Source organism: Aminobacterium sp. UBA4987, assembly GCF_002396985.1.
Taxonomy (GTDB): domain Bacteria; phylum Synergistota; class Synergistia; order Synergistales; family Aminobacteriaceae; genus Aminobacterium; species Aminobacterium colombiense.
In genome coordinates, this window is record NZ_DGZF01000011.1 from 52,677 (window position 1) to 79,554 (window position 26,878).

A 26,878-nucleotide genomic window follows, 5' to 3' on the forward strand; every position below is an offset into this window, starting at 1 on the left:
ACAGCGATGAAAGAGCGAGGCTCGATCCACGGTACAGTGTACCTAAGCGGTGATTATCAGTCAATTACAGCGCACCTGTACAGAGAGATGGCATGGATTACAGTGTACCTAAGCGGTGATTATCAGTCAATTACAGCGCTACGAGCGAAAGCCGATGAAGAAGAAGCAGTGTACCTAAGCGGTGATTATCAGTCAATTACAGCGCAAAGAAGATGTGTAAGACTCTGGTCAGCAGTGTACCTAAGCGGTGATTATCAGTCAATTACAGCTTGATTTAACCTTCGGAGAGAACGGCTATAAGTGTACCTAAGCGGTGATTATCAGTCAATTACAGCGGAAGTGCATTCGAGAAAGCTTCTGGGTGGAGTGTACCTAAGCGGTGATTATCAGTCAATTACAGCTTTTATGGAATAGGGAGCAAATCTAAAAAAAGTGTACCTAAGCGGTGATTATCAGTCAATTACAGCATAAACTCAAGGATGGCACACACGTTGCGAAGTGTACCTAAGCGGTGATTATCAGTCAATTACAGCGAAACATAGTCCGTGGAGTTAGGTTTTTTAAGTGTACCTAAGCGGTGATTATCAGTCAATTACAGCTTAAAAAAGACCACTTGGTGGCTGATAAACAGTGTACCTAAGCGGTGATTATCAGTCAATTACAGCGTCACTTGCTCCACGTTGGCGTATACGCTGAGTGTACCTAAGCGGTGATTATCAGTCAATTACAGCATTGCCCGGATTGCCCTCTAATTTTTTCATAGTGTACCTAAGCGGTGATTATCAGTCAATTACAGCTGCAACAGCGCTGTGGGAGATTTAAAATATAGTGTACCTAAGCGGTGATTATCAGTCAATTACAGCCAGACAACCCTGTGTCTATTGAGTCTGGCGAGTGTACCTAAGCGGTGATTATCAGTCAATTACAGCAGGTTTGCAAAAAACAGAAACCAATAAGGTCAAAAGAGGGAACAGTATTAATTGAGGACGCCGCCTCTGCGTATGGAACAGTGATTGTATCAAAAAAAGTGGCTTATTTGGAACTCCAGGAAAGTTGGACTTTAAAATTGACTTTGTTGAAGCTTTTAATGGGGTTCAGGTTCCCCTTCGGGCGACCCTTTCACAAACTGCCACCGGGAGCGAAGGGGCCGCTATAGTGGGTTTTCTCTTTGTTTCCGTGCTTTCTGGACTTTTCAGGGGAGATAACATCTCGATTAATCCCGGTACTATTTTTAAGGCCTATGTTGATAAAGATACTATAATTTTTAATGACGCGCCAGAGCTGGCTGAAGAAATAATAGTAAGCGGAGAAAGTGATATTGATGCCCGTTTATTAAAAATGTATAGAGATTTAGAGAAAAAGTAAAATGACAAAGCGGGAATCATAACTATCCAATTGATTCCCGCTTAACTTCATCCCCCTACTTACACGGCGAGTAGCCGCAGCTGAAGCAGTAGGCACACCCTGAGATCATTTCCATGGGGCTGCCGCATTCAGGGCAGCGCAGGTCATGTTTTTCTGTTGGCCTCTCTTCTTTTTCTATAAGTTTTTCTAGCAGCATGGCAATAGCGTCTGGAATAGAGCGGGCAACGTGGGTGTCGTCGTAGTCGAATACCCAGTACTCTTTTCCTGATAGGCCCTTCAGTGTTGCAATGAAGTCTTCGAGCTTGCCGCCACTTCGCAATCCGATAGAGATAGCTCTTGAAAGGGCTTCTGTCATGGCGTTGAGCTCAGAGCCGCTCTTTCCGATGGAGGCAAAGACCTCAAAAGGTTCAGTGCCATCAAAGTTGAGGGTTACGTACATGCTTCCCCACGGCGTTTTTTGCTTGATCGTTTTTCCGAACACCACAAGACCCGGGCGCCGTTTAACCTTGCTTGTGTGGGGAACTCCCTCTTCTTTTTTCTTCACCTCTATGGGCTGGGCAGATCTGGATCCGTCACGGTAGATGGTGATTCCCTTGGTTCCCAGCTTGTAACACATTTCATACACTTTTTGCACATCTTCAACATCTGCGGAATAGGGCAAGTTCACTGTTTTGCTGATGCCGCTGTCGATATAGCGTGAAAAAATGCCTGTAACGGCAACATGTTCATCTGTGGATATGTCATAGGCAGTGACATAGGTTGGGTCAGAGATACAACCTGTCTGCTTCAGTTCCTGGTGCAGCTCTTCGCTGAGCAGCTTGTGGCAGAATTCTCGCAGCTCATGCCCTTCCCCATCCTTTTTAATAATACGCCGGGTCCATGTCCAGGCAAAGTTGGGTTCAATTCCCGAGCTTGTATCCATAAGCATTGAAATTGAGCCTGTGGGGGCAATGCTGAGCCGGCGGCTATTTCTTATCTGACCTGATTCCAGGGCTTTCAGAACATCTTTTACTTTTGCGAGACGTTCTTCCTCACTTCCCAGACTCTCATTGTTCACAATGCTTTCTATGGCATTTATTAACGTGTAGGGAACCGTGTCGCTTCCCCTCATAAGAGCGACAAGGAGAATTATGTCTTCAATGGCTGCACTTTTAAGCCATTCGGCAGTAAAGAGCTCTTTCTGGCCTGTTTCATCTCTGAATTTATGGAAGAGGTCTTTCACCAGGTGGCTTTCATCAAAGGGAGCTTTTCCTATAACCGAAACTATTTCTTCTGTGGCGCACAAAGCGGCTGCCGCCATGCTTTCACCAAGAGAGGTGCAGTATTCGTCAAAACGTTCTCCGCCGTAGCGCATTCCCAACAAAATGGCGGCATCTGCCAGCCCCATGACACCCAACCCCACAGGGCGAATCCTTTTCGTTCGCTCTTCGATGCGAGGCAGGGGATATGAGCAGGCGTCGATCACGAGGTCAAGGTAATAAATTGAGCGGTAGACCTGATCCACAAAGCCGTCTGTGTCAAAAGCAGGAAGGCCGCCTTTAGAAGTAACGAAGGCTTCTACATTAATAGAGCCCAGGTTGCAGCTCGTGTAATTCGGCAGCGGCTGCTCCCCGCAGGGATTGGTGGATTCTATGCGCCACTCCGGATCAAGCTTGAGAAGGTTGTCTGCATTGGCACGGTCGATGAAGAATACACCGGGGTCACCCCGTTTCCAGGCGCTTTCAGAAAGCTTGTTCCAAAGGTCTTTCGCTTTCACAGTTTTTGCCACTGAGCCGTTAATACGCGATATTAGTGGAAAATCACCCTCTTCCTCAACAGCCTTAAGCAGGGCATCTGAAACACAGACTGAGATATTAAAATATGAAAGTTTGTTTTCTTCTATTTTCGCATCTATAAAATCCATAATATCCGGATGATTATCAAAGAGCATCCCCATGAGAGCGGCACGGCGCTTCCCCCCCTGTACCACCACTGACCCCATGGTATTCCAGGTTTCCATAAAGGAGATGGGGCCACTGGCCTGTCCCCCGGTCCCCCCGTTTATACCCGCCCCTTTTTCTCTCAGCCATCCGAAATTTCCACCAACACCACCACCGAATTTACTAATAATGCTAGCATCTTTTACGGAGTCGAAAATGCCTTCGATGCTATCAGGAATATCAATAACAAAACATGCGAAAAGCTGCTGATTTTTTGTTTTCGAGGCCAGCAGGGTTTCGTATTCTTCAAAGGTCATGTGATCTGGAGACTTATAGACAAGGGTCGACAGCTTGGGATCAGTAGTCATACCCGCTCCGGCCCCAAAAAGGCACGGAGAGTTAAAAAGAAACCGCCTGTTGAGAATATCGTTAAAAATATTCTTCTCAAGGGTTTGAAGCCATAAAAGGGATTTTGCATCGTTTTTATCGAGGTAGAGGGTTTCTGCACTCGCTATAATACGAGCCACCCGGCGCGCAAATTCTTCAAAGGAACGCTCTTGTCGTACTCCCCCTTCTTCTTCGTCGTAACGGTGGATAAAATAACGCTGAGCAAGAAGCCATGTGGCATTTTCTGACAAGCGGGGCTCCGCAGGGTGCTCAAGAATATCCAGGTCGATCTCGTGGTTAAAGCGCTGGTTGAATTCTTTTTTCATTACTCTCGACCTCTCTTCTTTTTATTGCCCTATATATAGGGTTTGTTGAAAATCAAAACACTATTTATAAATTTACCACGCCATAGGTTTTTGGCATGAGACTGAAGGCTCAATCATATTCTGGAGCGTTATTCCTCCCAGGGTGTAACATGATATCATTAATGCTATATCAAAAAAAGCAACAGATTCTGCGGAGGTGAAAGCAGTGGGGAAATATAATTTCGATGCAATTATCGATCGGCATCATACCTCGTGTGAGAAATGGGATTTTTTAAAAGATAAGTTTGGCCGTGATGACCTCCTTGCCATGTGGGTGGCTGATATGGATTTTACAGCCCCTCCAGAAGTGATAGAGGTGCTGAAAGAGCGGGTGGACCACGGTATTTTCGGCTATACCGGCAGAACGGATAGTTATTTCGATTCAATAGTCCAGTGGGTTGGCAAAAGACATGGCTGGAAGGTAGAAGCTGACTGGATCCGTCACGCTCCTGGCGTTGTGCCGGCCCTTTCTATGTCTGTTCTTGCCTTTACCCAGCCTGGAGACGGCATTCTGGTTCAGCCCCCCGTATACCCTCCTTTTTACAGCGCTGTAAATGGACGGGGGCGCCGAATTGTAGAAAACCCTCTGGTATTTCGTGACGGCCGGTTTGAAATGGATTTTGACGATCTTGAGAAAAAGATAGATTCTTCGGTAAAGATGCTCTTTCTCTGTAATCCTCACAATCCTGTTGGGCGGGTATGGACAGAGGAAGAACTCAAAAGATTAGGCGAAATCTGCGAACGTCACGACCTCTTTATTGTTTCGGACGAGATCCATTCAGACATTATTTTTAACGGATTTCGCCATGTTCCCATAGCGTCTCTCTCACCAGAACTTGCCGCAAGAACCATTACCTGTATCGCGCCCAGCAAGACCTTCAATATTGCGGGGCTATCAACATCAGCCATTATCATTCCCAACAAGAGGATTCGTGATAATTACACCGCTGTTCTAGATTTTCTTCACATCGACGGTGGGAATATCTTTGGAACTTTTGCCCTGGAAACAGCGTACCGCAAAGGAGAGCCGTGGCTAGAGGAGCTTATCGAATATCTTGAAGGCAACGTAAATTTTATTGAAGACTATTTGAAGGAAAATATTCCTTCCATAAAGCTGGTTCGGCCAGAGGCTACCTATGTCCCCTTCCTTGATTGCCGAGGCCTTGGCCTTTCAAATGATGCCCTTTTCGATCTGCTGATCAATAAGGCGCGGGTAGCCATGAATAATGGCGCATGGTTTGGAAAAGGCGGAGAGGGCTTTATGCGCATCAATATAGCAACGCCCCGGGCCCTCATAAAGGAAGGACTGGACCGCATCGCCAGAGCCTTGGCCTGCATAGAAAAATAACACGACATATGAGTTAAAGAGCGGAGCTTCCTTTTGAGGAACAGCTCCGCTCTTCTTGTTTTTCTGCTTTTCTTATTCTGTTCTTTCTTTAAGCGGTTTGCCTAGGTTCTTGCGAATGTAAGGGCAATACAATGCAGCTACAGGATTGTGCCCAAGCTTTCTATCTTTCACAACAAGGGTCGTCACCGGTACCTCGGAATGGCGATAAAAGATAGAGTCGTGCCCTACACAAAGTCCAAGAACAATATTGAACTCACACCCTGCCTCGTTCAATATTCTGGCCTGCTCTGCCGGGTTACATGAAACACTCCCCAGCCATGGGCGTTGGGGCATATCAAGACTTGCTTTTGTCATTCCGCCAACTTTACAGCAGACAGTGTGGACTTCAAACTCTTTGCCAATGAGATCTCCAAGGAGTGCAGCTTCTTCTGAAAAACCCACACAAAAGGCAACCCCCAACTTTTTAAACCCTAAACGACGGGCAAACTCCAGAGTTTCATCTACCCGACAGGCCTCTCCATAAAAGAGAGCTTCTACTTCAGCTGAAACCGTCACGAGCCGCCTGTCAAGGGGGTCATCATATAAAGGAAGGCTGTCTGTAGTAATACAGGGGTTTCCCTCTCTACAGGGATGCTCTTTGCACTTATGACACTGCATTATTCTATGCTTCCTCGTTAGCATATCGCTTTGAAACGAACTCTATGATGATTCTATCGACATCGGTCATTCCTTCGACATTTATCGCCGCTGCGTTTTCAACTGTCTTTTCGATGGTTTCGCCCACTACTCCTTGGGGGCCGTCAAGTTCGTTCCCTTCAAGCACGATCATGGCAGCACAGTAGGCCTCATAGGCTCCTGTGCCCACCTTAAGGGCGCAAGTGTCTTTGGCGCCGTCGCAGACCATGCCCACAAGGTTGCTGACAAGGATTTCAGCGGCTTTCTCTGCTTTCCAAAGATCTCCGGAGAGAAGGAAGGTTATGCCGGAAGCCGATCCAGCTCCCGCAGCCACACTGCATCCGCATACTGGGCTGAGTCGCCCCATGCGGCTTTTTATAAAGCTTGTGGTCAGGTGGCTCAGGGCGATGGCCCTAGCTGTTTCTTCTCTGCTCTTCTGATAATAGTCTGCCACAATAGAAACGGGAAGGATGGCTGTTATGCCATGGTTACCGCTGCCTGCGCTGCTCATAACGGGAAAAGAGGCCCCCGACATTCTGGCATCCGCAGCTGCTGCAGAAATAGCTTTTACTTTATCTCCAAGGGTACGGAGGTCTGTGCCATCTCCAGCAAGTTTCATCATGGTTTTTCCTACTCCGAGCCCTAGTTTTCTTGTTGGGTCAAGCCCTAGTCCGGCAATCTCCATATTCATGCGTACGCCTTCCATAACGTAATCCACGTCTTCTTCGTCTAAATCTTCAATAAGGCGCACGAGTTCGCCATAGGTCATGGCTTTGATTTGATCGGGAATGCTTTTTTCTTCACTTTTCTGTGTGTTCTGGGAATTTCCCTGAAGTGTATATTGAGATTTGCCATCGAGGGCTACGTTAACAATATTCGTGTGGCTTCCCTTGATAACGCACTCTGATTGGTGATTTTCTGTGGTTACAACTGCTCTGACATAAACACCATTCTTGTTCATGTCGGCTACAACCTTCACTTTGCCTTGCTCTACGAGCTCCTTCGCTTTCAATACTGCTTCATCTGAACAATCTCGCAATACTTCAAGTCCATACTCTGCATTGCCGCAAATGGCTGCCAGGGCCGCTGCAATAACATTGCCCTTCAGTCCATTTGTTCCTGGAATACCCACTGCTATTCCGTTTTTGTAGATGCTGCTGCTAACCGTTACCTCTACATCTCTTAAACACTCGCAGCCAGCCTCTTCACGCGCCCGGGCGACAGCCAGTGCCACCGCTCCGGGCTCGGTACACCCTAGCGCTGGTTTTACTTCAGAGCGTAAAAACTCCTTAACTGTAAACATTTTACTTCCTCCTTTAATTTGAGTATCTATTTTTGTTTATTTTTTGGCTTAACCATTTCTTCTGGTTGAATCCAATCTTCAAAATCTTTTTCTGACAGATATCCCAAAGCGAGAGCTGCTTCTTTGAGAGACATTTCTTCTACATAAGCCTTTTTAGCTATTTCTGCAGCCTTATCGTAACCTAAATGAGGGGTCAATGCCGTTACGAGCATAAGTGAGTTTTCTACATTCCATTTAATTCTTTTTAGTTGAGGCTCTATTCCTCGCACACAGTGTTCTTCAAAAGAAATCATGGCATCAGCCAGCAATCGGCATGACTGGAGAAAATTGTAAATAAGAACAGGCATAAAGACGTTCAGTTCGAAATTACCCTGGCTGGCAGCTATGCCAACAGCAGTGTCATTTCCCATAACCTGGACGGCCACCATGGTCACAGCCTCACATTGGGTAGGATTCACTTTACCTGGCATAATTGAACTGCCAGGTTCATTTGCGGGGATGGCAATCTCACCTAGCCCACAGCGAGGGCCAGATGCAAGCCAGCGAACATCATTTGCTATTTTCATCATGTCGACTGCCAGCGCCTTAAGGGCCCCGTGAGCAAAAACAAATTCGTCTTTGCTGGTCAGGGAATGAAACTTGTTAGGGGCCGTTCGAAATGTTTTTTCCGTGAGCCGGCTTATTTCTTTAGCAACAAGGTGGGCAAAATCTGGATGGCTATTAAGGCCCGTTCCTACAGCTGTTCCTCCGAGGGCAAGATCCTTTAGCTTTTCTGCCCCGCTTCGAATCATTTCGTCACATCGCTCTAGCATTCGTACCCAGCCGCTCATCTCCTGCCCCAAGGTAAGGGGAGTGGCATCCTGCAAGTGGGTTCGCCCAATTTTCACAATATGTTTAAAGGCTTCGGCTTTGCCCTGAAGAGTATTTCGGAGGGTATTCAATGCCGGCAAAACGTGTTCTTCCAACGCAAGAACTGCAGCAATATGCATAGCTGTAGGGAAGGTATCATTGGAACTTTGAGATCTGTTTACATGGTCGTTAGGGTGAACAGCAAAATCTTTACCGCTCAGTTCACTGGCGCGATGGGCTAACACTTCATTCACATTCATATTTGATTGTGTGCCGCTTCCTGTTTGCCAGACCACCAAAGGGAAATGTTCATCAAGGGTACCAGAAAGTGCTTCATCGGCAGCTTTTATAATGGCCTGGGCACATTTTTCGTCAATTTGTCCAAGCACTCTGTTTACTTCTGCTGCTGCACGCTTCAAAATAAAAAAGGCGCGAATTACATCATGAGGCATTTTTTCTGTGCCTATTCTGAAGTTTTCAAGGCTTCTCTGAGTTTGGGCCCCCCAGAGTTTCTCTTGGGGGACCTTTACTTCTCCCAGAGAATCCCGTTCAATTCTAAAATCCATACCTTTTCCTCCATAAAAAATGGGGCCATCAAAAAAGATGCCCCCATTACATCACATCTTTCTTTTCTCTCTACTTCTGACAGGCAATAAGTTCCATTTCCACTTCTCCGCCAAGAGGTAAAGCAGCTACTTGGACACAAGAACGGGCTGGCTTATCGCCTTTAAAATATTCAGCATAGACCGCATTGACGGCGGCAAAGTTACCCATATCAGTCAGGAAAATGGTTGTTTTTACCACGTCGTCAAAGGTAAGTCCCGCTTCTTTCAATACCGCTGTAACATTTTTCATGAGCTGATGAAACTGTGTCTGGATGTCTCCTTCTACCATCTTGCCGGTTGCTGGATCAACGGGAAGCTGTCCTGAGGCAAAAAGAAAGCCACCAACCATGACAGCTTGTGAGTATGGACCAACTGCTTTGGGCGCATCCGGTGACGCAATGATCTTTTTCATTATTTTTTTACCATCCTTTCCATATGCAAATTCCACGCTATGGCCCCCTAATTATAAAAAATACAGAAGATATGTTCAATGTCTTGATCAAAAGTGAAAAATTTAGCTTTCCTGTCTATAAAAACCTTGTGCTAACCGCTAAAACGCTCGTCTGATTTAACTTCTTCTGCCTTTACAGCCTGTTTTTCAAGCCAGCCAGAGCGAAAAGTTCTATTGAAAATATCAAATTCCGGTACAAAGGGTTTTATATCGAGAAGAGGTGTCCCATCAAGAATATCTATATCTTCAATATACAGGGTGTTTCCTTTTATCGATACAAGGCGAACGATAGAAAGCCCTATCTGGTTGGGCCTTCTAGGTGCTCTGGTGGCAAATATCCCACGATATTCCGAATCCATAAAAGGTTTTACTGTAAGGTCGTACCCTTCAGAAAGATGAAACCAATACAGTAGATAGATGTGAGAGAACCCCTCGAGATCCTGCAGTCCTTTCTCATATTTAGGCAGCACTTCAACGGTGCCCCTAATGCCCCGGGCTCCCGCAGGCTGAATGGGCATTCCTTTTCTCTGACGAAATGGCGACCGGATGACACCAATACTTTGGAGTCTGAATTCCTCCACCATCATACACTCCCTCCAGTATCTTTTGATTTAATTTATTATATCCTATCTGTTCTGTAAAAAACCTTTTTGACGGAAGTCAAAAGTTCGTTAGAATAGAGTTATGACTAAATATAATCCGTTTTCTGAAGATGAATGGTTTAACAATGAAGAAGCAACACCTCGCCGCAAGGTAAAATTTCCAGTCTTTCCCGGAGGAAAGAAATTTATCTGGCTTCTGGCCGCATGTGTGGTTATCGTCTTTTTGGCTATTCCCTCCCTGGGTCACTTCTATACCGATTATCTCTGGTTTGAAGCCCTGGAGCAGACAGCTGTTTTTTGGACCATGCTTGTGCCAAAGTGGATTTTATTTGCGGTGGCAACTGTTGTTTCTTTTGCGCTGCTTTTTTTAAACTTCCGTATTGCCAGGCGTAATACATTGAAGCTTCTCCCCGAAGATTCGCCTTTCGGCAATTTTCCTAAAACACTTACCTCTTCCGCTGTTTTTATAGGAGCCGGCATTTTAGCTTTGATGAACGGATTCTCCACACAGAAACACTGGGATATGATTCTGCGATTTCTTCACAGCAATCCCTTTGAGATCTCTGATCCTATTTTTGGCAAAAATGTTGCCTTCTATATCTATCATTTGCCATTCTGGTCTTTCATGCAGGAGTGGGGAATGGGCATTCTTATTCTAAGCCTTATTGGATCAGGCGCACTCTACGCCTTTGTGATAGTTCCTCTTTTTGCGGGGAACAGGCAAACGGTGCCCCAATCAGTATTCAAACACCTCTCTTTACTTGTCGCAGCCCTTGCCCTTCTTTGGGGGACCGGATTTTGGCTTGAACGATTTAACCTTCTGTACTCTCCAAGAGGGGTAGGCTTTGGCGCCAGCTATACAGATATGCATGCCGATCTTCTGGCCCTTAACGTTATGACGGGTCTTACAATTCTTGTTGCCGTACTTCTTGTGATGGGAATTTATAGGAGTACGTGGAAGTTTTCTGCCGCTACCATTGGGATGCTGGTGGTTGCTTCTGTCCTTTTACGCGGCATTTATCCTGAGGTTATCCAGAAATATGTTGTAGAACCTAATGAATTTGACAAGGAGCGCCCTTTCATTGAATATAATATTGAAGCGACCCTCCATGCTTACGGACTCGATAAGCTAAAGAACGTTTCTATTCTTCCTGAGTCAGAAGCAACATGGGATAAGCTGGAGCAAAACAAGGAATCCATGCAGAATGTCCGCTTATGGGATTCCCGCCCCCTTCTTAGAAGTTTTAAACAGCTGCAGGAAATTCGCTCATACTACGACTTTATTGACGTTGATATTGATAGATATCGCTTCGATGAAGAGTACAGGCAGGTCATGATAGCAGCCAGGGAACTTGATCTTAAGAGTCTGCAGAACCCTACTTGGGTAAACCAGCACGTGGAATTCACCCACGGATATGGCATTGTCATGAACCCTGTAAATGAAGTCAGCCCTAGCGGCCTTCCCATACTCTGGGTTGAGAACTTGCCTCCACGGGTGCATATCCCAGTGGATCTCAGCCAACCTCAGATTTATTTTGGAGAAAAGCCTGACTCCTATATATTTGTAAAAACCACAGAAAAAGAGTTCGACTATCCCATGGGGACATCCAATGTCCGTACTACCTACGAAGGCGCCGGCGGAGTTTCTATCGGATCCTTTTTCAGGCGAATGCTTTTTGCCATGAGATATGGCGATTCCAAAATTCTGTTCACCTCCGTCTTCACCCCTGAAAGCAGAATACTTTTCTATCGGAATGTGCAACAGCGGCTTCGCCGAGTAGCCCCATTCCTTATCTATGATTCTGATCCCTATCTGGTGATCCATGACGGCCGCCTTGTCTGGATGCAGGATGCCTATACCACGACAGACCGCTATCCCTACTCAGAACCTATTTCTATATCTATGGGAGATAGAAGGGGCTATTTTAAAATTAATTACATTCGCAACAGCGTAAAAGCCACAGTTGACGCCTATGACGGAACTATGCGTTTTTACATCGTCAATGAAAATGATCCTCTTATCAAAACATGGAAACAGATTTTTCCCTCCCTCTTTAGCTCTATTGAGGAAATGCCGAAGAACTTAAGAGAGCATATCCGTTACCCCAAGGATATGTTCTCTATCCAGAGTGAAACTCTTAAAACATACCATATGCTCGATCCCAACACCTTCTATAATAAAGAAGACGTGTGGCAAACCTACAGAGGTAGCGACGGCACTGAACCTCTTGCAGCTCACTATATGATTATGAAACTGGGAGATGGGCAACCGGCAGAGTTCGCGCTCATTGCGCCTTTTATGCCCGTGGGACGAGACAATATGATTGCCTGGATGGCAGGACGATGTGACGGTGAAAAATATGGAGAGCTCCTTGTCTATACCTTCCCCAAGCAAAAGCTGATTTATGGCCCTGCCCAGGTTGAGGCTCTCACGAACCAGCATCCAGAGATATCTTCTCAGCTCTCTCTGTGGAGCCAGAGAGGTTCTGATGTGATTAAGGGCAATATTATGGTCATCCCCATTGAAGACGCCGTTCTTTACGTCCAGCCTCTCTATTTGAGAGCTGAAAACAGCGACCTTCCGGAACTTAAGAGGGTTATTGTTTCCACAGGAGGCAGGGTGGAATGGGGGGAACGTCTTGATGAAGCCCTCGAAAAGCTTCTTGGGAAGAGAGAAGGGAAAACTTCAACAAAACCTCCCCTGCCAGCAAAAGAAAAAGAAGAAGCTGGGGAGGAAAAGCCTCTTCTTTATGATGGGGCTATAAAAGAGCTGGTTCAACAGGCCCAGCATACGTGGGAACAGGCACAAAAGGCTCTAAAAGAAGGAAATTGGAACAGATACGGCGAAATGATGAAACAGCTGGAATCCCTTCTTCAGCAATTAGGAAATGCAATTCAATAACGTAATTAATGAGGAACGGGGCGGTTTAAAAACCGTCCCGTTTTTTGGTGGAGTGTCCAAAATAGAATGTCTGTGGGAAAGTGAATCTAATTGGTTCTACTTGCTACTCTTCAGCATTCCATCGTTGTCATAGTCATCGAGAGCTTTCGATACAACTTTAGCCAAACCAAGGACGGCAATAAGGTTGGGGATAACCATCAAGCCGTTAAAGGTATCAGCAAGCTCCCAGACAAGATCTACTTTCATAGTTGATCCGATAACGATGAAAATCATAACGAGAATTCGATAAGGAGTTAATCCCTTGATTCCAAATAAGTAGCGGATATTCGCTTCTCCGAAAAAGTACCAACCGATAATAGTTGAGAAGGCAAAGAAAAGCAGGCAAATAGCTACAAAGATATTTCCAAATCCTCCGAGGGCTTGAGTAAAACCAGCCTGAGTTAAAGCTATTCCCGTTGTCTTACCGTCAAGAACACCTGTTGTAAGAATGACAAAAGCTGTTATGTTAAGAACGATGAATGTATCGATAAACACTCCCATAATGGCAACTAATCCCTGTTGTGCAGGGTGTTTTACTTTAGCAACAGCGTGAGCATGAGGAGTGGATCCCATACCAGCTTCATTGGAAAAGAGCCCACGCGCAACACCGTAACGAACCGCTTCTTTTACACCAACACCGATAATTCCTCCCGTAGCGGCTTTCGGATTAAAGGCTCCGTAAAAAATCATCTTTATGGCCGGTAGAATAGCATCAACATTCATTGCGAGGACAACACCCCCGCCGATAAGATACATAAGAGCCATAATAGGAACGGCCTTCTCTGTAAAAGAAGCGATGCGGCTGATGCCGCCAAAGAAAATGAGCCCAGCCAAGATTGCAAGAGCAATTCCGACATAGAGAGCGGGAAGATTAAATGCTGTCTGGAAAGCATCGCTTATAGAGTTTGACTGAACCATGTTTCCTATAAAACCAAGAGCAATAATAATTGCGATAGCGAAGAAAACAGCTAATCCCTTGCTTCCGAAACCTCGACTAATATAATAGGCAGGGCCTCCAACGATCTGACCGTCAATGTCTTTCTCTTTATATGTTTGAGCAAGTACGGCCTCAGAGAAAATGGTGCTCATACCAAAGAAGGCGCTGATCCACATCCAGAATATTGCTCCCGGCCCCCCGGAAGCAATGGCCGTAGCAGCTCCGGCAAGGTTTCCAGTTCCAACTTGTGCAGCTATAGCTGTAGCCAAAGATTGAAAAGATGACATTCCCTCTTTTCCGGCTTTTTCTCCGAAAAGGGTTATACCGCCAAAAGCATTTTTGCAGACAACTCCAAACTTGCGTATCTGAACAAAATTAAGGCGAAAAGTAAAATAAATACCAGTTCCGCAAAGAAGGAAAATAAGAACGTAACCCCACAGAACATTATTAACACTTCTTATAACGTCAATTACTTCCACGGCAAATACCTCCCTATGCATATATTGTATAAAGAATGCAAACAACTTCTAAATATAGAATATGTTATTTTGATAACAAAGTCAAAGTAAATAGAAAAAGTTTAAATATAAAAATATATTTGTTTATATATAATTATATATAAAATGGAATAATTAATATTTGCAATAAAACCAGTAACAACACTCTGATCGTTAAGTTTCTTTTGGAAAGTGGTTGCAAAAGTCTTGCTTCATAGAAGAAGCGGCAGAGGGCTTTTAGAGTTTTTTTGTTATTAAGTAGCCATATTCTTCCAATCCACGTACAATAAAGAGCACAAGAATTCAGAGACAATAGAGGTGCGGATTTTGAAAAAAGTTTTTTTGGCAGTCATTCTTGGCATAATATTTTTTCTTGCAATCTTTTTCGTGAAGTCGGTTAAAAGGTCTCATCCTTTGGAACAAACAAGCTACGCTCTAGGTACCATTCTCCACTTTCAGATTTGGGGCAAAGAAGCAAACCAAGCTCTCGAAAAAGCCTTGTCACGCATTCACGATATCGAAGTTCATATGTCGACACACGATCCTAACTCAGATATTTACAAGGTTAATGTGTCCTCTGGCTCTTCATTTGTACCTGTTCACGAAGATACGTTCTATGTTGTCGAAAAGGCCATTGACTATGCCTATAAAAGTTCTGGAACCTTTGAGCCAACTATTGGGGGATTAGTTAATCTCTGGAGAATAGGAACACCAGAAGAACGTCTTCCTTCAGAAGAGGAGATAGCCAACGCTGTTTCGCTTATTGGCTATGAAGAGGTTCAACTAGATAGAAAAAATATGAGTATTCGTCTTCCCCGTTCAGGTCAACATCTTGATTTGGGAGGAATCGCCAAGGGGTATGCAGCAGATGAAGTTGTTGCTATTCTAAAAAGAAAAGGTATAAAAAGTGCTTTGGTCGATTTAGGAGGAAATATTTTCGTCCTTGGGACCAAACCAGACAGCACTCTCTGGAACGTAGGGGTTCAGAACCCGCTAGAGCCCAGGGGGCAATATCTGGGGGTTCTTAGAGTTTCAAATAAATCGGTGGTAACATCTGGTAATTACGAACGTTTTTTTGAAAAAGATGGAAAGCGTTATCACCATATCTTTGATCCAGCCACAGGATATCCTGCTGAATCGGGCCTTTTAAGCGTTACTATTCTTTCAGATCGATCGATCGACGGCGATGCTCTTTCCACTGCCCTTTTTGTTCTGGGAAAAGAAGAGGGATTGAAGCTTGCGAGCTCCATTGAAGGAGTGGAAGCCCTTGTGGTGACGAAAGAAAAAAAGATTTACGGCACTGCTGGAATGGATAATTTTTTTAAACTGACCAACAAGGAATATACCTATGAAAAAGGGAAATAAAATTATTCTGACCGCCGTGCTATTTCTTCTAGTTTTAAGCTCTGCCGGGAATTTGCTCTATAGAAGCCACCTTAACAAAAATGAACCTGTGGCAATTGTAGAGCAAAACGGCGAGAAATTGCGGGAGATCTCCCTTAAGGATATTCTCGCCTCTGAAGACTGGGTCATCCTCAGGGGTGAAGAACAGAGTGTCATCAGAATTGAGCCTGGAAGAATTCGTTTTCTTGAAGCTACCTGTCCTCATCAGCAGTGTGTAAAGACAGGCTGGCTATCAAGGCCTGGGGAAACGGCAGTTTGCCTGCCCTATAAGCTCTCTATAACCATCATCGGTCCCGCTGGCGAGGGACCTGATGCACTATCTCACTAGAAAGAAGGAGTCTCTATGCTAAGAGCGAAGTTAAAGGCCATGATCGTCATAGGGCTTCTCGTAGGGCTAGCTCTTACCATCCATGTGGCAGAAGCCCAGATCCCCATGGTTTTTCCCGGCATCAAGCTGGGACTGGCCAATATTATCACCCTTATGGCCCTGGACCTGTACGGATGGAAAGAAGCCCTTATGGTGACGCTCCTTCGCGTTGGGCTAGGGGCCTTTTTCACAGGGAATGCTATTTCTTTCCTCTGCAGCTTTACCGGAGGGCTTTTAAGCTGCCTCTTTATGATAGAACTTCATAGGCGCTTTAAAGAATCGGTTACGCTGCCCTATATAAGCATTGCTGGAGCTATAAGCCACAACATTGGACAGCTTATTGTCATCGTACTTATAATTCAAAATCTCTATGTCTTCCTCTACCTGCCCGTACTTCTTGTATCAGGCGTTATTACGGGATACGGTACAGGTTTTTTGGCTTCACTTCTCAGCAGCCGCATAAAAAAAGTTCCGGGGATTCTCTAACGTTCCCCGGAACTTTTTGATCTCACTCTAGCCTGCCAGCTGTTTTTCTTTTTCATCCTCAACAATGACAATGGCCCGCGCGGGGCACTTCATGGCACAGATTTTACATCTCGTGCAAAGGTCCGGATTTATGACAGGCAAATTATCTTTCATCGTGATGGCCTGGGAAGGACATAGCTTCGCGCAGAGTCCGCATCCGATACATCCCACTGCGCAGATGTTCTTTACACCTGCTCCCTTCTTGGTAGAATTACACAGCACCCGCATTGCTTGATCGGCGGGGATAAGAGTAATCACGTCACGGGGACAGGCCGCTACACAGGCTCCGCAACCGGTACAAAGGCTTTCGTCCACTATGGCAACCCCGTCTTCCACTGATATTGCATCAAAAGCACAGGCGGTAACACAGCTTCCAAATCCCAGACATCCGTTTTTACACGCTTTAGTCCCGCCTCCCGGCACTACAGTGGCCTTTCTGCAATCGAGCACCCCTTCGTAAAGAGATATCTCTTTCGCTTTGGCCCTGGAACCGGCACATTTTACAAAGGCAACTTTTTGAACAAAACTTCCAGCATCAACACCGAGGATGGCTGCAATTTTCTCAGCTGTTTCGGCCCCCCCTGCCGTACATTTATTAGGGGCCGCCTGCCCGGAAACAACAGCTGAAGCATAGGCGTCACAACCCGCATACCCACACCCTCCACAGTTTCCTCCCGGCAGAGCATCTTTGATCCGAGCAATTCTAGGATCAACCTGTACCGCAAACTTTCTGGCTGAAAACCCCAGCAATAACCCAAAAAACAATCCTAATCCCCCAAGACTTAGCGCGGGGTAAATAAGAGAATTTATCATTCTGCGCCTCCTTCCTAGGAAAACAATCCGTTAAAGCCTAAAAATGCTATGGACATTAAAGCTGCAGTGACAAGACTTATGGGCAAGCCACGCAATGCTTTGGGCATATTCGTATTGTCCTGAAACCGCTCTCGCAAGCCTGACATTAAAACAATAGCAAGCAAAAAACCGAGGGAGGCGCCAAGGGAATGGGCTATGGCCTGGAGCAAGGTGTATCCTTCATTCATATTGATAACCGCTACACCCAATACAGCGCAATTCGTCGTGATGAGAGGCAGGTAAATGCCAAGAGCCCAGTAAAGAGATTCCCACTTTTTTCGAACCACCATCTCCACAAACTGGACAAGAGCCGCGATAACGAGAATAAAGGCCAATGTATAGAGATAGGTAATACCCAAAGGTACAAGGATAAGATTATATACGATCCATGTCATGAGGGAGGAAAACGTCGTAACAAATACAACAGCGAGCCCCATTCCCACGGCTGTTGCCACGCTGTTAGAAACGCCAAGGAAGGCACAAATTCCTAAAAACCTTGAAAGAACAATATTATGAACTAAAAAAGCATCAATAAATATGGCAAAGAAGCTCATCTGAATTTCCCCTTTACAACTAAACTTTACGCATCAGCGAAATGGCTTATTCTCTTGTTCTCTTTTTTTCTTCTCGTGTTTATGTAGTTTATAAGGGCCATAAGTATCCCGAGGGTTAAAAAACCACCTGGCGCAAGAATCATAATAAGGGCTGGGCTGTACCCTGCTGGAAGGAGCTGGGCCCCAAATAGAGATCCAGAACCTAAAAGTTCGCGGATGGAACCGAGAACAACCAAGGCTAATGTAAAGCCAAGGCCCATGCCAATGGCATCAAAAAGAGAGGACACTACACTATTTTTTGATGCATGGGCTTCTGCCCGGCCCAAAATAATGCAGTTAACCACTATAAGTGGAATAAATATCCCTAGAGCTTTATTCAGCCCTGGAAGGAATGCTTGCATAAAAAATTGAATGAGGGTCACAAAGGTAGCAATAATAATAATGAATGCCGGAATTCTCACTTCGTCAGGGATAAATCGCTTTAAAGCTGAGATAGCCATATTGGACCCCATGAGAACGACCGTGGCTGCAAGACCCATTGCAAGGCCATTTTCTGCACTCGTTGTTACAGCAAGGGTTGGGCACATTCCAATAACTTGCACAAAGATGGGATTGTTCTTTATTATTCCGTTTTTGAGCCTCTCTAAAACCATTCCCATTATGCCCCTTCCCCCTTTAGACTGGATCGGAAAAAGGCCAAGGCCTCATTTACACCATCAGTCACAGCCTTTGACGTGATAGTAGCTCCTGTCAGCGCCTGTATTTCATTGTCTTTAGAAGGTTTTCCCTTCACCAAGGCTATCCCCTCGCTCTGTCGATCCACGAACTGGTTTGAGAAGGCTGGTTTTCCCGCTTCCGCACCTAATCCCGGAGTTTCAGCATGAGAGAGAATCTGAATCCCTCGAAGGGTGCCGTCTATGGAAACGCCCACCATCATGTCAATCACTCCCCCATATCCTTTGGGAGAGATCTTTATGTTGTAGCCTACGATTTTCCCATTGCTGTAGCCAGCGTTCACTTCGTGAATTATGCTTTGAGCAGAAATGATCGGGCTGATTCGCTTAAATTCTTCCGCTGTAGGGAGAGTGGATCTCATGGCGTCAAGTTTTTCCTTTTCAAGAAGGCGGGCAATGGGCTCTTCCGTAACTCCATGGATTCCTCCAAGAAGAAACCCTGCGGAAGCTGTTATTATAAAAAGAATAACTCCTAGTTTGCATATGTTCTTCACTTTTATCTCACCTCTCCAAAAATCCGTGGAACAGTTACCCTGTCAATGAGGGGAACAAAAAGGTTCATTATGAGAATCGAATATGAAACGCCTTCTGCGTATCCCCCGTATAACCTAATAAGGGTTGTTAGAATACCGCAACCCGAAGCAAATATGACTTGCCCCTTTTTTGTCATTGGAGAGGTGGTGTAATCGGTAGCCATAAAAAAGGCTCCCACCATCAACCCTCCAAGAAAGATCTCATAAAGTGGATTTCCCGTCATCCAGCCTTCCCGTCCCAATAGCGCTGTAAGGACAAAGACAGTGGAAATATATATAACAGGGATGTGCCAACTGATCACCTTTCGCCAGAGAAGATAGGCGCCGCCAAGCAAAAGGGCCAATACCGAGGTCTCTCCTAAACATCCCCCCACATGGCCTATAAAAACATCGCTAAGGGTCGGAAGGATTGCAGCAGTCCCCTCTTTTAACAAAGCGAGGGGTGTTGCCGTTGTCATTCCGTCGACGGCCCAGGTCGTCATCGCCACCGGCCACGAGGCTAAAAGCATCGCACGGGCAGCAAGGGCGGGGTTAACTATATTTTGTCCAATCCCCCCAAAAAAGTGCTTCACCACAATAATGGCAAATATGCTCCCGAAAGCGGCAAGCCAAAGAGGAACTGTGGGGGGGAGGTTAAAGGCTAGAAGAAGCCCTGTTACCACGGCGCTTAAATCTTTAATTGTTTGGGGATGCCCCATTAGTTTTTGCCATGCGGCTTCTGAAACAACACTGGCAAGAACACAAACAGCTATAACCGTAAAAGCCTTAAATCCAAAAAAATACAATGCCGCTGCCAATGCTGGAGCAAGGGCAATAAGAACATCGCCCATTATTGTCTGCACAGTAGCATGGGCCCGAAAATGGGGAGATGATGCAACTACAAGTTTTTTTTCAGTCATCCTTCACGTTACCCCTTTCTCTTCATGGCTGCTATGACAGATCGCTTTGCCTCTCGGCAAGATTGCACCAGATGCCTTTTGGAAGGGCACATAAAGGAGCAGGAGCCACATTCGATGCAGTTCATTCCGCCATTATTCTTAAAACCCATGTAATCGCTCTTCAGAGAGAGAGCATTCAGCTTAAAGGGAAGAAGTCCCATGGGACAGGCCTCAACACATCGGCCGCACCGGATGCAAGAGTATTCTTCATTCAATGGAGCCGCCTTTTCTGAAAGAGCGATGATCCCCGACGTTCCCTTAACCACCGGCACATCAAGACTATTGATAGACATTCCCATCATAGGGCCTCCAGCCAGCACTTTGATAGGAGGCGTAACAAAACCGCCCGCTGCCTCTATGACCTCTCTGAAGCATGTTCCCAGACGGACCCTCAGGTTTTTGGGGGTGGCAACTGCGTCTCCTGAAACAGTAACTATCCGGGAAAGGGACGTTCGCCCGGTCACAACAGCGTTGCGAATCTCATAAACAGTATAGGTATTAGTTACAACGCAGCCGGCATCGGCAGGGAGTTTGCCCGAGGGCACTTCCCTCCCTGCAACGGCAAAAATCAACTGTTTTTCGCCGCCTTGAGGATATTTAGTCTCCAAAACATCCACAGAAGCCCTGTCTATTCCTTTAAATGCTTCTGTCATTTTTTTTATGGCCTCCGGCTTGTTATCTTCAATAGCCATATGCAGATGGGCCTGGGGGAATATTTGTAGAAGGATGCGGGCGCCTTCCGCTATCTTATCTGGCTCCTCAAGCATCATGCGATAGTCGGAAGTAAGATAGGGCTCACACTCTGCGCCGTTTATAATAACGTGGTCTATGGGCCTATCTGCGGGAGGCGTCAATTTTATATGGGCGGGGAAACATGCACCACCCATACCGACAATCCCTGCATCCTTTATAATGGCTCGAAGCTCATCAGGAGCAAGATCCTCAAATGATCGGGACATAAGAGGCTCCGCCTCTTCATAGAGACCATCATTTTCAATTACGACTGACATGACATCCATGCCAGGAGGAGTTGGCAATTCAGCGATATTCTTTACCGTACCAGAAACACTTGAATATACGGCAGCTGAAACCGGCCCCTGGGGTTCACCTATTTTTTGCCCGACAAGAACCCGTTCCCCTTTTTCAACTATAGGCTTACAGGGCGCCCCAATATGCTGACCCATAGGATAAACGAGATCGCCCATGGGCAATAAGTCTTCAACAGGTTTTTCGGATGTCCAATGTTTATTGTCTGGAGGGTGGGCCCCTCCTCTAAAAGTTAAAAGCTTCATTGCAACCTTTTGCCTCCTATAAACATCAGATTAATGATAATGACAACGCGAAATATTTATGTATAAATTATACTACATACTTCATGCTTTCATAATTAGTTCTTTTTTTCTCTTTATTCTACACGCTTTGCGTCATTTTTTCAGACTAATCGCAGTATTTTAAAAAAAGAACGTTTTCAATAACATGATTTGTAGCAAATTAACAAGGAGCTACAAAACTTGCACATCTCCTCTTGATGGATATAATCTCTTATTGCCTTTCATGCCAAAACATGAAGGGCTTTTAATTTTCCGAACTCTGAAAGGAGGGAAACAGATTGAGGAAAAGCATTCAAAAGATGGTCCTCACTGTTTTACTGCTCTCCATGGCCGGGCTGATAGCCTTTACTGCAGGAAATCGTTATATACGTTTTATGCCCCGCAATAGAAAGGAGACAATACAGTCCCAAAAAATTCAGCTTCACGATTGGGTTTCAGAACCCGCCGCCGCATCTTTTTATCAGATAGGTCGATTTGTGACCAACCATTTTTCAGAAGTCCTGTCTAAACATTCAACCCCATTTATTTCCCTTTCTCATACCATTCAGGATTCCATAAAAACCATGAGCATGCTGACACATTTTATACAGAAACAAAATCCGGCCATTCCGAGAGATGTAGCTGCACAAGAAGCCGCTGCCTTTATGAGGTACTCCACTAAATACGGAGCACCCCTTGATCTGGTAGTAGCTGTAGCAAACACGGAAAGTCACTTTAACCCTGACGCAAGAAGTTCTTACGGAGCCGCTGGCGTTATGCAAGTAACGTGGAGGATACACGAAAACTTGCTGCGGGCTAACGGTATCCATAGTGAAAAAGAGCTTTATACTGCCGACAAGGGAATTGCTGCGGGATGCCTGCTTATTTCAAGGTATCTCAGAGCCTACGGCTCTCCCGAAAAGGCCCTGGGCCGCTACTATGGCGGTTCGGCATCGGTCTATTGGGGAAGGGTTTCCAAAAACTTATCGAAGCTTCAACGATATCGCCCTAAAAATCATCTATAATAATTTAGTAACGGGTAATAAAGATTATGTGGGGACCCTGCTTCGTGGGTCCCCATTAAAGATGGTGAAAAATCCTATGAACAAGATAAAGGGCGCTATTGTAAACAAGACCGGCCTTGAGCGCTTGAACAAGAAACATCCCTGGATCTTTAAGGGGCATCTGGCTTCATCACCCCTGGCAGAACCAGGGGATCTTGTGTCTCTTCACAACAATCGAGGAAGAATTGAAGGGTGGGGATTTTGGAGTGCTGGCTCTCTTTGTACACGGGTGCTTACTTTCGGCTCTCAAAAACCTGACATTCAAAGACTTCTCGCTTTTCGCCTAGAAAAAAGCCTCGCTTTTCGTAAACGGTGGCTCAGCAAAGCTGAGGCCTTTCGTTTGGTTCATAGTGAATCTGATGGACTACCAGGATTGATCGTAGACATATATGGACCTATAGCCAGTGTGCAATTGCTGTCTGCAGGCTGGTACAAACATCGCAGCATGGTAGTAGATTCTCTTCTAGCCCTTCTTCCCCTTGAGGGGGTTGTTTTGCGAAATGATGTCCGCTATCTTGAGCAGGAGGGCATTCCCAGAGAAATTCGCCTTCTATGGGGGAAGCTTCCCCCACAAAACTGTATCGATATTTCCTTTGGAGAAATAAAGGAGCGGGTCTACCCTCTAGCGGGACAGAAAACAGGCCTTTATCTTGATGTGCGAAATCTTCCTTTTCTTTTTAAGAATATTTCTTCCGAAGCGGATGTGTTAGACTGTTTCTGCTTCCAGGGACATTTTGGCCTTCATGCTCTTCATTGGGGAGCACGATCTGTCACAGCTGTGGAACAATCGGAAGAAGCCCTTGCAGTGTATAGAGAGAACCTACAGATGAATGGCCTTTCCTCCAAAGATGTCGACCTTCGTCATGGTAACGCCTTCGATGAGCTGCGTCGACTAGAGGGGGAGAAAAAACTTTACGACATCATTATTATGGATCCCCCACCCTTTTCGCCCGGCAAGGCCCAGATAGAATCTGCCCGTCGAGGCTATAAGGAGTTGGCTCTTCGCGCTTATCGCCTTCTTCGCCCTGAGGGAGTGCTTCTTTATCTCTGCTGCAGCCATGCTTTCAGCAGACAGATGCTTATCGAAGTGTTAAGAGATGCCGCGCCATAGATAGAAGACAGGCTTTCCGTATAGTGCGGGAAGGATACCAGCCTGAAGACCACCCTATTGCCCTTGAGATTCCGGAAACAAACTATTTGAAAGGGCTTCTTGTGCAGGGAGTCGAGGAATAAACAGTATAGTATTGACAGAACCGGCCATTCTTCATAGAATGACTCCATTCCAAAAAAATTTTCAAATCTAAACGAGGAGGGAAACGCAAATGAAAGAACGTTATGAGAATAAAAATATGCACGCTGTTTCCTCTCTGTCCCTCCTCCTCGGTTGCTGGTTCCTGCCTGGAACGCCGGCAGCCTTATAGCTGCATTCTGGCATACTCAGGCCGGGACCTCTTTTAAAGGGGTCCCGGCCTTTTTTTATTCTTTTTCCCAGAGAAGGAAAGGAATGAACAGAAGGGAGATGTAAAAATGAACACACAAGAACAGATTCGTATTTTCGACACAACACTAAGGGACGGAGAACAGGCAGCGGGCATCAACCTCAATAAAGACGAGAAACTTCAAATAGCCCTTCAGCTTGAAAAAATGAGGGTTGATGTTATTGAAGCAGGATTCCCCGCCGCTTCTTCTGGAGACTTTGAAGCTGTTAAATGTGTAGCCAATCAGGTTTCAGCCTCTATCGTCGCCGGGCTCGCCCGGACAAAAAGGGCGGACATTGGTGCAGCCCACGAAGCTTTAAAGAATGCAGCACGCCCTATGATCCATACTTTTATCGCCACAAGCCCAATCCATATGGAATATAAGCTCAGAATGACCCCTGAGGAAGTTCTGAATGAGGTTCGTCAAGGGGTGTCGTATGCCAGAAGCCTTATGGAAAGGGTTGAATTTTCCGCAGAAGACGCTAGCCGCTCCGAGCCCGCCTTTTTAGCTGAAGTATTCCGTACCGCGGCAGAGTGTGGGGCCACCACCCTCAATATCCCCGATACCGTAGGATATGCTGAACCCGGGGAATTCGAAGTCTTTGTTAAAACTGTCATCGCAGCGACAGGAATACAGAATGTAATATGGTCGGTCCATTGCCACAACGACCTGGGGCTTGCTGTCGCCAACTCTCTTGCGGCTGTTAAGGCCGGAGCCCGGCAGGTGGAATGCACAATAAACGGGCTGGGTGAACGAGCGGGAAACACCTCTCTTGAAGAGATCGTCATGGCCCTTCGCACGAGAAAGGACCGTTTTAGATATGAGACAGGCCTCGATACAAAATGTTTATGGGCGGTAAGTTCCCTTGTCTCTAGAATGACCGGATTTGCGGTTCCGCCGAATAAAGCCGTAGTCGGGGCCAACGCCTTTGCCCATGAAGCAGGCATCCATCAGCATGGGGTTCTCTGCAACAAGGCCACTTATGAAATTATGAACCCTGAAGATGTCGGAGCGCCGGGAAGCCGCCTTGTTCTTGGAAAACATTCAGGAAAACACGCTTTCAAAAAACAGGTAGAAGACCTGGGCTTCTCTCTTTCCGAAGATCGCCTTGCAGAGGCCATGACCCTTTTCAAAGATCTTTGCGACAGAAAAGAAATCATCACATCAGAAGATATTGAAGCCATGATTACCAATGAAATTCTCGCTGGCCCTGCAACCAAACGTATTGTTCTCAAGAACTTTCACGTTCACGTGGGAAAAGGGTGGGGATCTGCTGCCATTTCCCTGGAAGATGACGGCCAGGTGTTTTCTGACGCCGCCACTGGGAATGGGCCTGTGGACGCCGCCTATTCGGCCATTCAGCGAATCATAGGGTTTCGGCCAAAACTCGAGCGTTACTCCATCCGCTCTGTAACTGAGGCTTCTGATGCCATTGGGGAGGCCAGGATCACTCTTCAGTTTGAAGGACTTGTGGTCAATGGCCGGGGAGCCAGTACAGACGTTATCGATGCAAGTATCAAAGCCTATATTGACGGCATAAACCATCTTTTTCAAAAAGCAGTCACAAAAGGAGTGTCTATCTATGACAAGAACGCTGGTTAGTACAATTATTGCAGCTCACAGTACGGGTTCCCCTCAAGAAGGGGAAATTTGCAAGGTTAGAGTAGATTTCGCCTTTGCCAATGATATTACAACCTCACCGGCTATACAGTCATTCAAGGCTATGGGCGCAGAGAAGGTGTTTGACCCCCGTCGTTGTGCGGTGCTGCCCGACCACTTCACCCCAAACAAGGACATTGCCTCTGCTGAACAGGCAAAGAAGGGGAAGGAATTTGCACAATCACAAAAAATGCTCTACTGGGAAGTAGGCCGAGTAGGCGTTGAACACGCTTTTCTGCCGGAGCAGGGATACATCCTCCCTGGAGACATTGTTACCGGCGCTGACAGCCACACTTGCACCGGCGGGGCCCTTGGCGCCCTTTCCACCGGGATGGGGAGCACTGATCTCGCCGCTGTATGGGCTTTGGGAGAAACATGGCTAAAGGTTCCTCCCACGCTGAGAGTCGATTTTGTAGGGGAAAGGCCAGGCTGGGTGACGGGAAAAGATATGATTTTGGCCCTTTTGGGGCGAATCGGCGTTCAAGGAGCCCGCTACATGGCCCTTGAGTTTGGAGGAGAAGCTCTTTCCTGCCTTCCCATGGATGATCGCTTTACCATCGCCAATATGGCCGTAGAAGCAGGTGGGAAAGCCGGTATCTTTGTGCCTGACCAGACCATGCTTGAATACGCTTCAAAGCGGGCAAGTCGACGTTTCACCCCTTTGTACCCCCATGCCCAGGCTAGTTATTTACGAAGAGAAACTGTCGACGTAACCAATATGGGACCTGTTGTGGCCCTACCCCACTCACCAGATAACGTGAAGGCTGTAAAAGCATGCCGGCCCTTCGATATCCATCAGGTCTTTATCGGATCATGCACCAATGGAAGATTCAGAGACATCGAGATGGCCGCTCTTCTTCTGGAAGGGAAAAAAGTGGCTGACAATGTGAGGTGTATTGTGATTCCCGCTTCTTATGAAGTTTATAACCAGGCCCTGGAGAAAGGGTATATCAAAATATTTGCAGATGCCGGGGCAGTGGTATGTACTCCAACCTGCGGCCCCTGTCTTGGTGGGCATATGGGCATTCTTGCCAATGGGGAACGGTGCGTTTCAACAAGCAATCGAAACTTCGTCGGCCGAATGGGACATTCAAAAAGCGAACTTATTTTAGCGAGTCCCCTTGTGGCAGCAGCAAGTGCGATAACCGGCAAATTGACCGACCCAAGAGATATAGCAACACATGAATTTTTCACCAGACTGGAGGGAAAATAGAA

At 46.1% G+C, this 26,878-nt stretch carries 23 protein-coding genes and 1 CRISPR repeat array (1 of these 24 running past the window's edge); of the genes, 10 read left to right on the forward strand and 13 right to left on the reverse strand.

Annotation, left to right across the window (positions count from 1 at the left end; genetic code table 11):
• Nucleotides 1-929: direct repeats of the CRISPR family, unit length 36 nt; unit sequence AGTGTACCTAAGCGGTGATTATCAGTCAATTACAGC (it extends 887 nt beyond the left edge of the window).
• Nucleotides 930-1,053: 124 nt separating this feature from the next.
• Nucleotides 1,054-1,365: a hypothetical protein gene (locus B2U56_RS08140; RefSeq protein ID WP_286953218.1), complete on the forward strand. Its 312-nt coding sequence runs from the start codon at nt 1,054-1,056 to the stop codon at nt 1,363-1,365.
• 55 nt (nt 1,366-1,420) lie between these two features.
• Here the strand turns inward: B2U56_RS08140 and B2U56_RS08145 are convergent, their stop codons facing one another.
• Nucleotides 1,421-3,997, reverse strand: a complete 2,577-nt coding sequence (locus B2U56_RS08145; RefSeq protein WP_286953220.1) for an adenosylcobalamin-dependent ribonucleoside-diphosphate reductase — start codon at nt 3,995-3,997, stop codon at nt 1,421-1,423.
• A gap of 205 nt (nt 3,998-4,202) precedes the next feature.
• Between B2U56_RS08145 and B2U56_RS08150 the strand changes: the two genes are divergently transcribed.
• Nucleotides 4,203-5,384, forward strand: coding sequence for a MalY/PatB family protein (locus B2U56_RS08150; protein ID WP_286953222.1), 1,182 nt, complete (start codon nt 4,203-4,205; stop codon nt 5,382-5,384).
• A gap of 72 nt (nt 5,385-5,456) precedes the next feature.
• Here B2U56_RS08150 and B2U56_RS08155 read toward each other — a convergent pair whose 3' ends face one another.
• The 5 genes from B2U56_RS08155 to tsaA all read right to left on the reverse strand — a co-directional run bounded on the left by B2U56_RS08155 (nt 5,457) and on the right by tsaA (nt 9,854).
• Nucleotides 5,457-6,041, reverse strand: a complete 585-nt coding sequence (locus B2U56_RS08155; protein ID WP_286953225.1) for a DUF1847 domain-containing protein — start codon at nt 6,039-6,041, stop codon at nt 5,457-5,459.
• A gap of 4 nt (nt 6,042-6,045) precedes the next feature.
• The gene (locus B2U56_RS08160; protein WP_286953228.1) at nt 6,046-7,362 is read right to left on the reverse strand and encodes a serine dehydratase subunit alpha family protein; all 1,317 of its coding nucleotides are present in this window, start codon (nt 7,360-7,362) and stop codon (nt 6,046-6,048) included.
• 26 nt (nt 7,363-7,388) lie between these two features.
• On the reverse strand, nt 7,389-8,777 hold the full coding sequence (gene fumC / locus B2U56_RS08165; RefSeq protein ID WP_286953231.1) for a class II fumarate hydratase: 1,389 nt from the start codon (nt 8,775-8,777) through the stop codon (nt 7,389-7,391).
• Nucleotides 8,778-8,847: 70 nt separating this feature from the next.
• Nucleotides 8,848-9,228 carry a RidA family protein gene (locus B2U56_RS08170; RefSeq protein WP_013047531.1) on the reverse strand — a complete coding sequence of 127 codons (381 nt, stop codon included), beginning with the start codon at nt 9,226-9,228 and terminating at the stop codon, nt 8,848-8,850.
• 131 nt (nt 9,229-9,359) lie between these two features.
• Nucleotides 9,360-9,854: a tRNA (N6-threonylcarbamoyladenosine(37)-N6)-methyltransferase TrmO gene (gene tsaA / locus B2U56_RS08175; protein ID WP_013047530.1), complete on the reverse strand. Its 495-nt coding sequence runs from the start codon at nt 9,852-9,854 to the stop codon at nt 9,360-9,362.
• Nucleotides 9,855-9,951: 97 nt separating this feature from the next.
• Between tsaA and B2U56_RS08180 the strand changes: the two genes are divergently transcribed.
• A complete protein-coding gene (locus B2U56_RS08180) occupies nt 9,952-12,771 on the forward strand; it encodes a UPF0182 family protein (RefSeq protein WP_286953235.1) in 2,820 nt (939 codons plus the stop codon).
• A gap of 96 nt (nt 12,772-12,867) precedes the next feature.
• Here B2U56_RS08180 and B2U56_RS08185 read toward each other — a convergent pair whose 3' ends face one another.
• On the reverse strand, nt 12,868-14,226 hold the full coding sequence (locus B2U56_RS08185; RefSeq protein WP_286953238.1) for an alanine/glycine:cation symporter family protein: 1,359 nt from the start codon (nt 14,224-14,226) through the stop codon (nt 12,868-12,870).
• A 336-nt stretch (nt 14,227-14,562) separates the two neighbouring features.
• Between B2U56_RS08185 and B2U56_RS08190 the strand changes: the two genes are divergently transcribed.
• The 3 genes from B2U56_RS08190 to B2U56_RS08200 are packed head-to-tail and all read left to right on the forward strand — an operon-like array spanning nt 14,563 to nt 16,501.
• Nucleotides 14,563-15,609, forward strand: a complete 1,047-nt coding sequence (locus B2U56_RS08190) for an FAD:protein FMN transferase (protein ID WP_286953240.1) — start codon at nt 14,563-14,565, stop codon at nt 15,607-15,609.
• A complete protein-coding gene (locus B2U56_RS08195; RefSeq protein ID WP_286953244.1) occupies nt 15,593-15,976 on the forward strand; it encodes a NusG domain II-containing protein in 384 nt (127 codons plus the stop codon). The genes B2U56_RS08190 and B2U56_RS08195 overlap by 17 nt, the downstream gene beginning before the upstream one ends.
• Nucleotides 15,977-15,991: 15 nt before the next feature.
• Nucleotides 15,992-16,501: a Gx transporter family protein gene (locus B2U56_RS08200; RefSeq protein ID WP_286953247.1), complete on the forward strand. Its 510-nt coding sequence runs from the start codon at nt 15,992-15,994 to the stop codon at nt 16,499-16,501.
• Nucleotides 16,502-16,528: 27 nt separating this feature from the next.
• Here the strand turns inward: B2U56_RS08200 and B2U56_RS08205 are convergent, their stop codons facing one another.
• The 6 genes from B2U56_RS08205 to rsxC are packed head-to-tail and all read right to left on the reverse strand — an operon-like array spanning nt 16,529 to nt 21,443.
• A complete protein-coding gene (locus B2U56_RS08205) occupies nt 16,529-17,353 on the reverse strand; it encodes an RnfABCDGE type electron transport complex subunit B (protein ID WP_286953250.1) in 825 nt (274 codons plus the stop codon).
• 14 nt (nt 17,354-17,367) lie between these two features.
• Entirely contained in the window at nt 17,368-17,946 is a 579-nt protein-coding gene (locus B2U56_RS08210; protein ID WP_013047523.1) for an electron transport complex protein RnfA, read from the reverse strand.
• 26 nt (nt 17,947-17,972) lie between these two features.
• Complete coding sequence (gene rsxE, locus B2U56_RS08215; RefSeq protein WP_013047522.1) at nt 17,973-18,605, reverse strand: electron transport complex subunit RsxE; 633 nt, start codon at nt 18,603-18,605, stop codon at nt 17,973-17,975.
• Complete coding sequence (locus B2U56_RS08220) at nt 18,605-19,174, reverse strand: RnfABCDGE type electron transport complex subunit G (RefSeq protein ID WP_213700369.1); 570 nt, start codon at nt 19,172-19,174, stop codon at nt 18,605-18,607. Before B2U56_RS08220 ends, rsxE begins: the two co-directional genes overlap by 1 nt.
• 2 nt (nt 19,175-19,176) lie before the next feature.
• Nucleotides 19,177-20,112 carry an RnfABCDGE type electron transport complex subunit D gene (locus B2U56_RS08225; RefSeq protein WP_286953255.1) on the reverse strand — a complete coding sequence of 312 codons (936 nt, stop codon included), beginning with the start codon at nt 20,110-20,112 and terminating at the stop codon, nt 19,177-19,179.
• 8 nt (nt 20,113-20,120) lie between these two features.
• Entirely contained in the window at nt 20,121-21,443 is a 1,323-nt protein-coding gene (gene rsxC, locus B2U56_RS08230; RefSeq protein ID WP_286953259.1) for an electron transport complex subunit RsxC, read from the reverse strand.
• Nucleotides 21,444-21,760: 317 nt separating this feature from the next.
• On the opposite strand from rsxC, the gene B2U56_RS08235 reads away from it, so the two are divergent.
• The 4 genes from B2U56_RS08235 (at nt 21,761) to B2U56_RS08250 (ending at nt 26,876) form a co-directional block, all read left to right on the forward strand.
• Nucleotides 21,761-22,486, forward strand: a complete 726-nt coding sequence (locus B2U56_RS08235) for a transglycosylase SLT domain-containing protein (protein ID WP_286953263.1) — start codon at nt 21,761-21,763, stop codon at nt 22,484-22,486.
• Nucleotides 22,487-22,562: 76 nt separating this feature from the next.
• Nucleotides 22,563-23,636 carry a class I SAM-dependent rRNA methyltransferase gene (locus tag B2U56_RS08240; RefSeq protein WP_286953265.1) on the forward strand — a complete coding sequence of 358 codons (1,074 nt, stop codon included), beginning with the start codon at nt 22,563-22,565 and terminating at the stop codon, nt 23,634-23,636.
• 416 nt (nt 23,637-24,052) lie between these two features.
• Nucleotides 24,053-25,606, forward strand: a complete 1,554-nt coding sequence (locus B2U56_RS08245) for a 2-isopropylmalate synthase (RefSeq protein WP_286953266.1) — start codon at nt 24,053-24,055, stop codon at nt 25,604-25,606.
• The gene (locus B2U56_RS08250; protein WP_286953268.1) at nt 25,587-26,876 is read left to right on the forward strand and encodes a 3-isopropylmalate dehydratase large subunit; all 1,290 of its coding nucleotides are present in this window, start codon (nt 25,587-25,589) and stop codon (nt 26,874-26,876) included. Before B2U56_RS08245 ends, B2U56_RS08250 begins: the two co-directional genes overlap by 20 nt.
• Nucleotides 26,877-26,878 lie beyond the last annotated feature (2 nt).

Coding starts and splice junctions, on each gene's coding strand:
- B2U56_RS08145 (WP_286953220.1), bottom strand. CDS start 3,997: ATGAAAAAAGAATTCAACCAGCGCTTTAACCACGAGATCGACCTGGAT.
- rsxE (WP_013047522.1), bottom strand. CDS start 18,605: ATGGGAATGGTTTTAGAGAGGCTCAAAAACGGAATAATAAAGAACAAT.
- B2U56_RS08155 (WP_286953225.1), bottom strand. CDS start 6,041: ATGCAGTGTCATAAGTGCAAAGAGCATCCCTGTAGAGAGGGAAACCCC.
- B2U56_RS08180 (WP_286953235.1), top strand. CDS start 9,952: ATGACTAAATATAATCCGTTTTCTGAAGATGAATGGTTTAACAATGAA.
- fumC (WP_286953231.1), bottom strand. CDS start 8,777: ATGGATTTTAGAATTGAACGGGATTCTCTGGGAGAAGTAAAGGTCCCC.
- rsxC (WP_286953259.1), bottom strand. CDS start 21,443: ATGAAGCTTTTAACTTTTAGAGGAGGGGCCCACCCTCCAGACAATAAA.
- tsaA (WP_013047530.1), bottom strand. CDS start 9,854: ATGATGGTGGAGGAATTCAGACTCCAAAGTATTGGTGTCATCCGGTCG.
- B2U56_RS08240 (WP_286953265.1), top strand. CDS start 22,563: ATGAACAAGATAAAGGGCGCTATTGTAAACAAGACCGGCCTTGAGCGC.
- B2U56_RS08245 (WP_286953266.1), top strand. CDS start 24,053: ATGAACACACAAGAACAGATTCGTATTTTCGACACAACACTAAGGGAC.
- B2U56_RS08205 (WP_286953250.1), bottom strand. CDS start 17,353: ATGATAAATTCTCTTATTTACCCCGCGCTAAGTCTTGGGGGATTAGGA.
- B2U56_RS08210 (WP_013047523.1), bottom strand. CDS start 17,946: ATGAGCTTCTTTGCCATATTTATTGATGCTTTTTTAGTTCATAATATT.
- B2U56_RS08225 (WP_286953255.1), bottom strand. CDS start 20,112: ATGACTGAAAAAAAACTTGTAGTTGCATCATCTCCCCATTTTCGGGCC.
- B2U56_RS08250 (WP_286953268.1), top strand. CDS start 25,587: ATGACAAGAACGCTGGTTAGTACAATTATTGCAGCTCACAGTACGGGT.
- B2U56_RS08160 (WP_286953228.1), bottom strand. CDS start 7,362: ATGTTTACAGTTAAGGAGTTTTTACGCTCTGAAGTAAAACCAGCGCTA.
- B2U56_RS08195 (WP_286953244.1), top strand. CDS start 15,593: ATGAAAAAGGGAAATAAAATTATTCTGACCGCCGTGCTATTTCTTCTA.
- B2U56_RS08200 (WP_286953247.1), top strand. CDS start 15,992: ATGCTAAGAGCGAAGTTAAAGGCCATGATCGTCATAGGGCTTCTCGTA.
- B2U56_RS08170 (WP_013047531.1), bottom strand. CDS start 9,228: ATGAAAAAGATCATTGCGTCACCGGATGCGCCCAAAGCAGTTGGTCCA.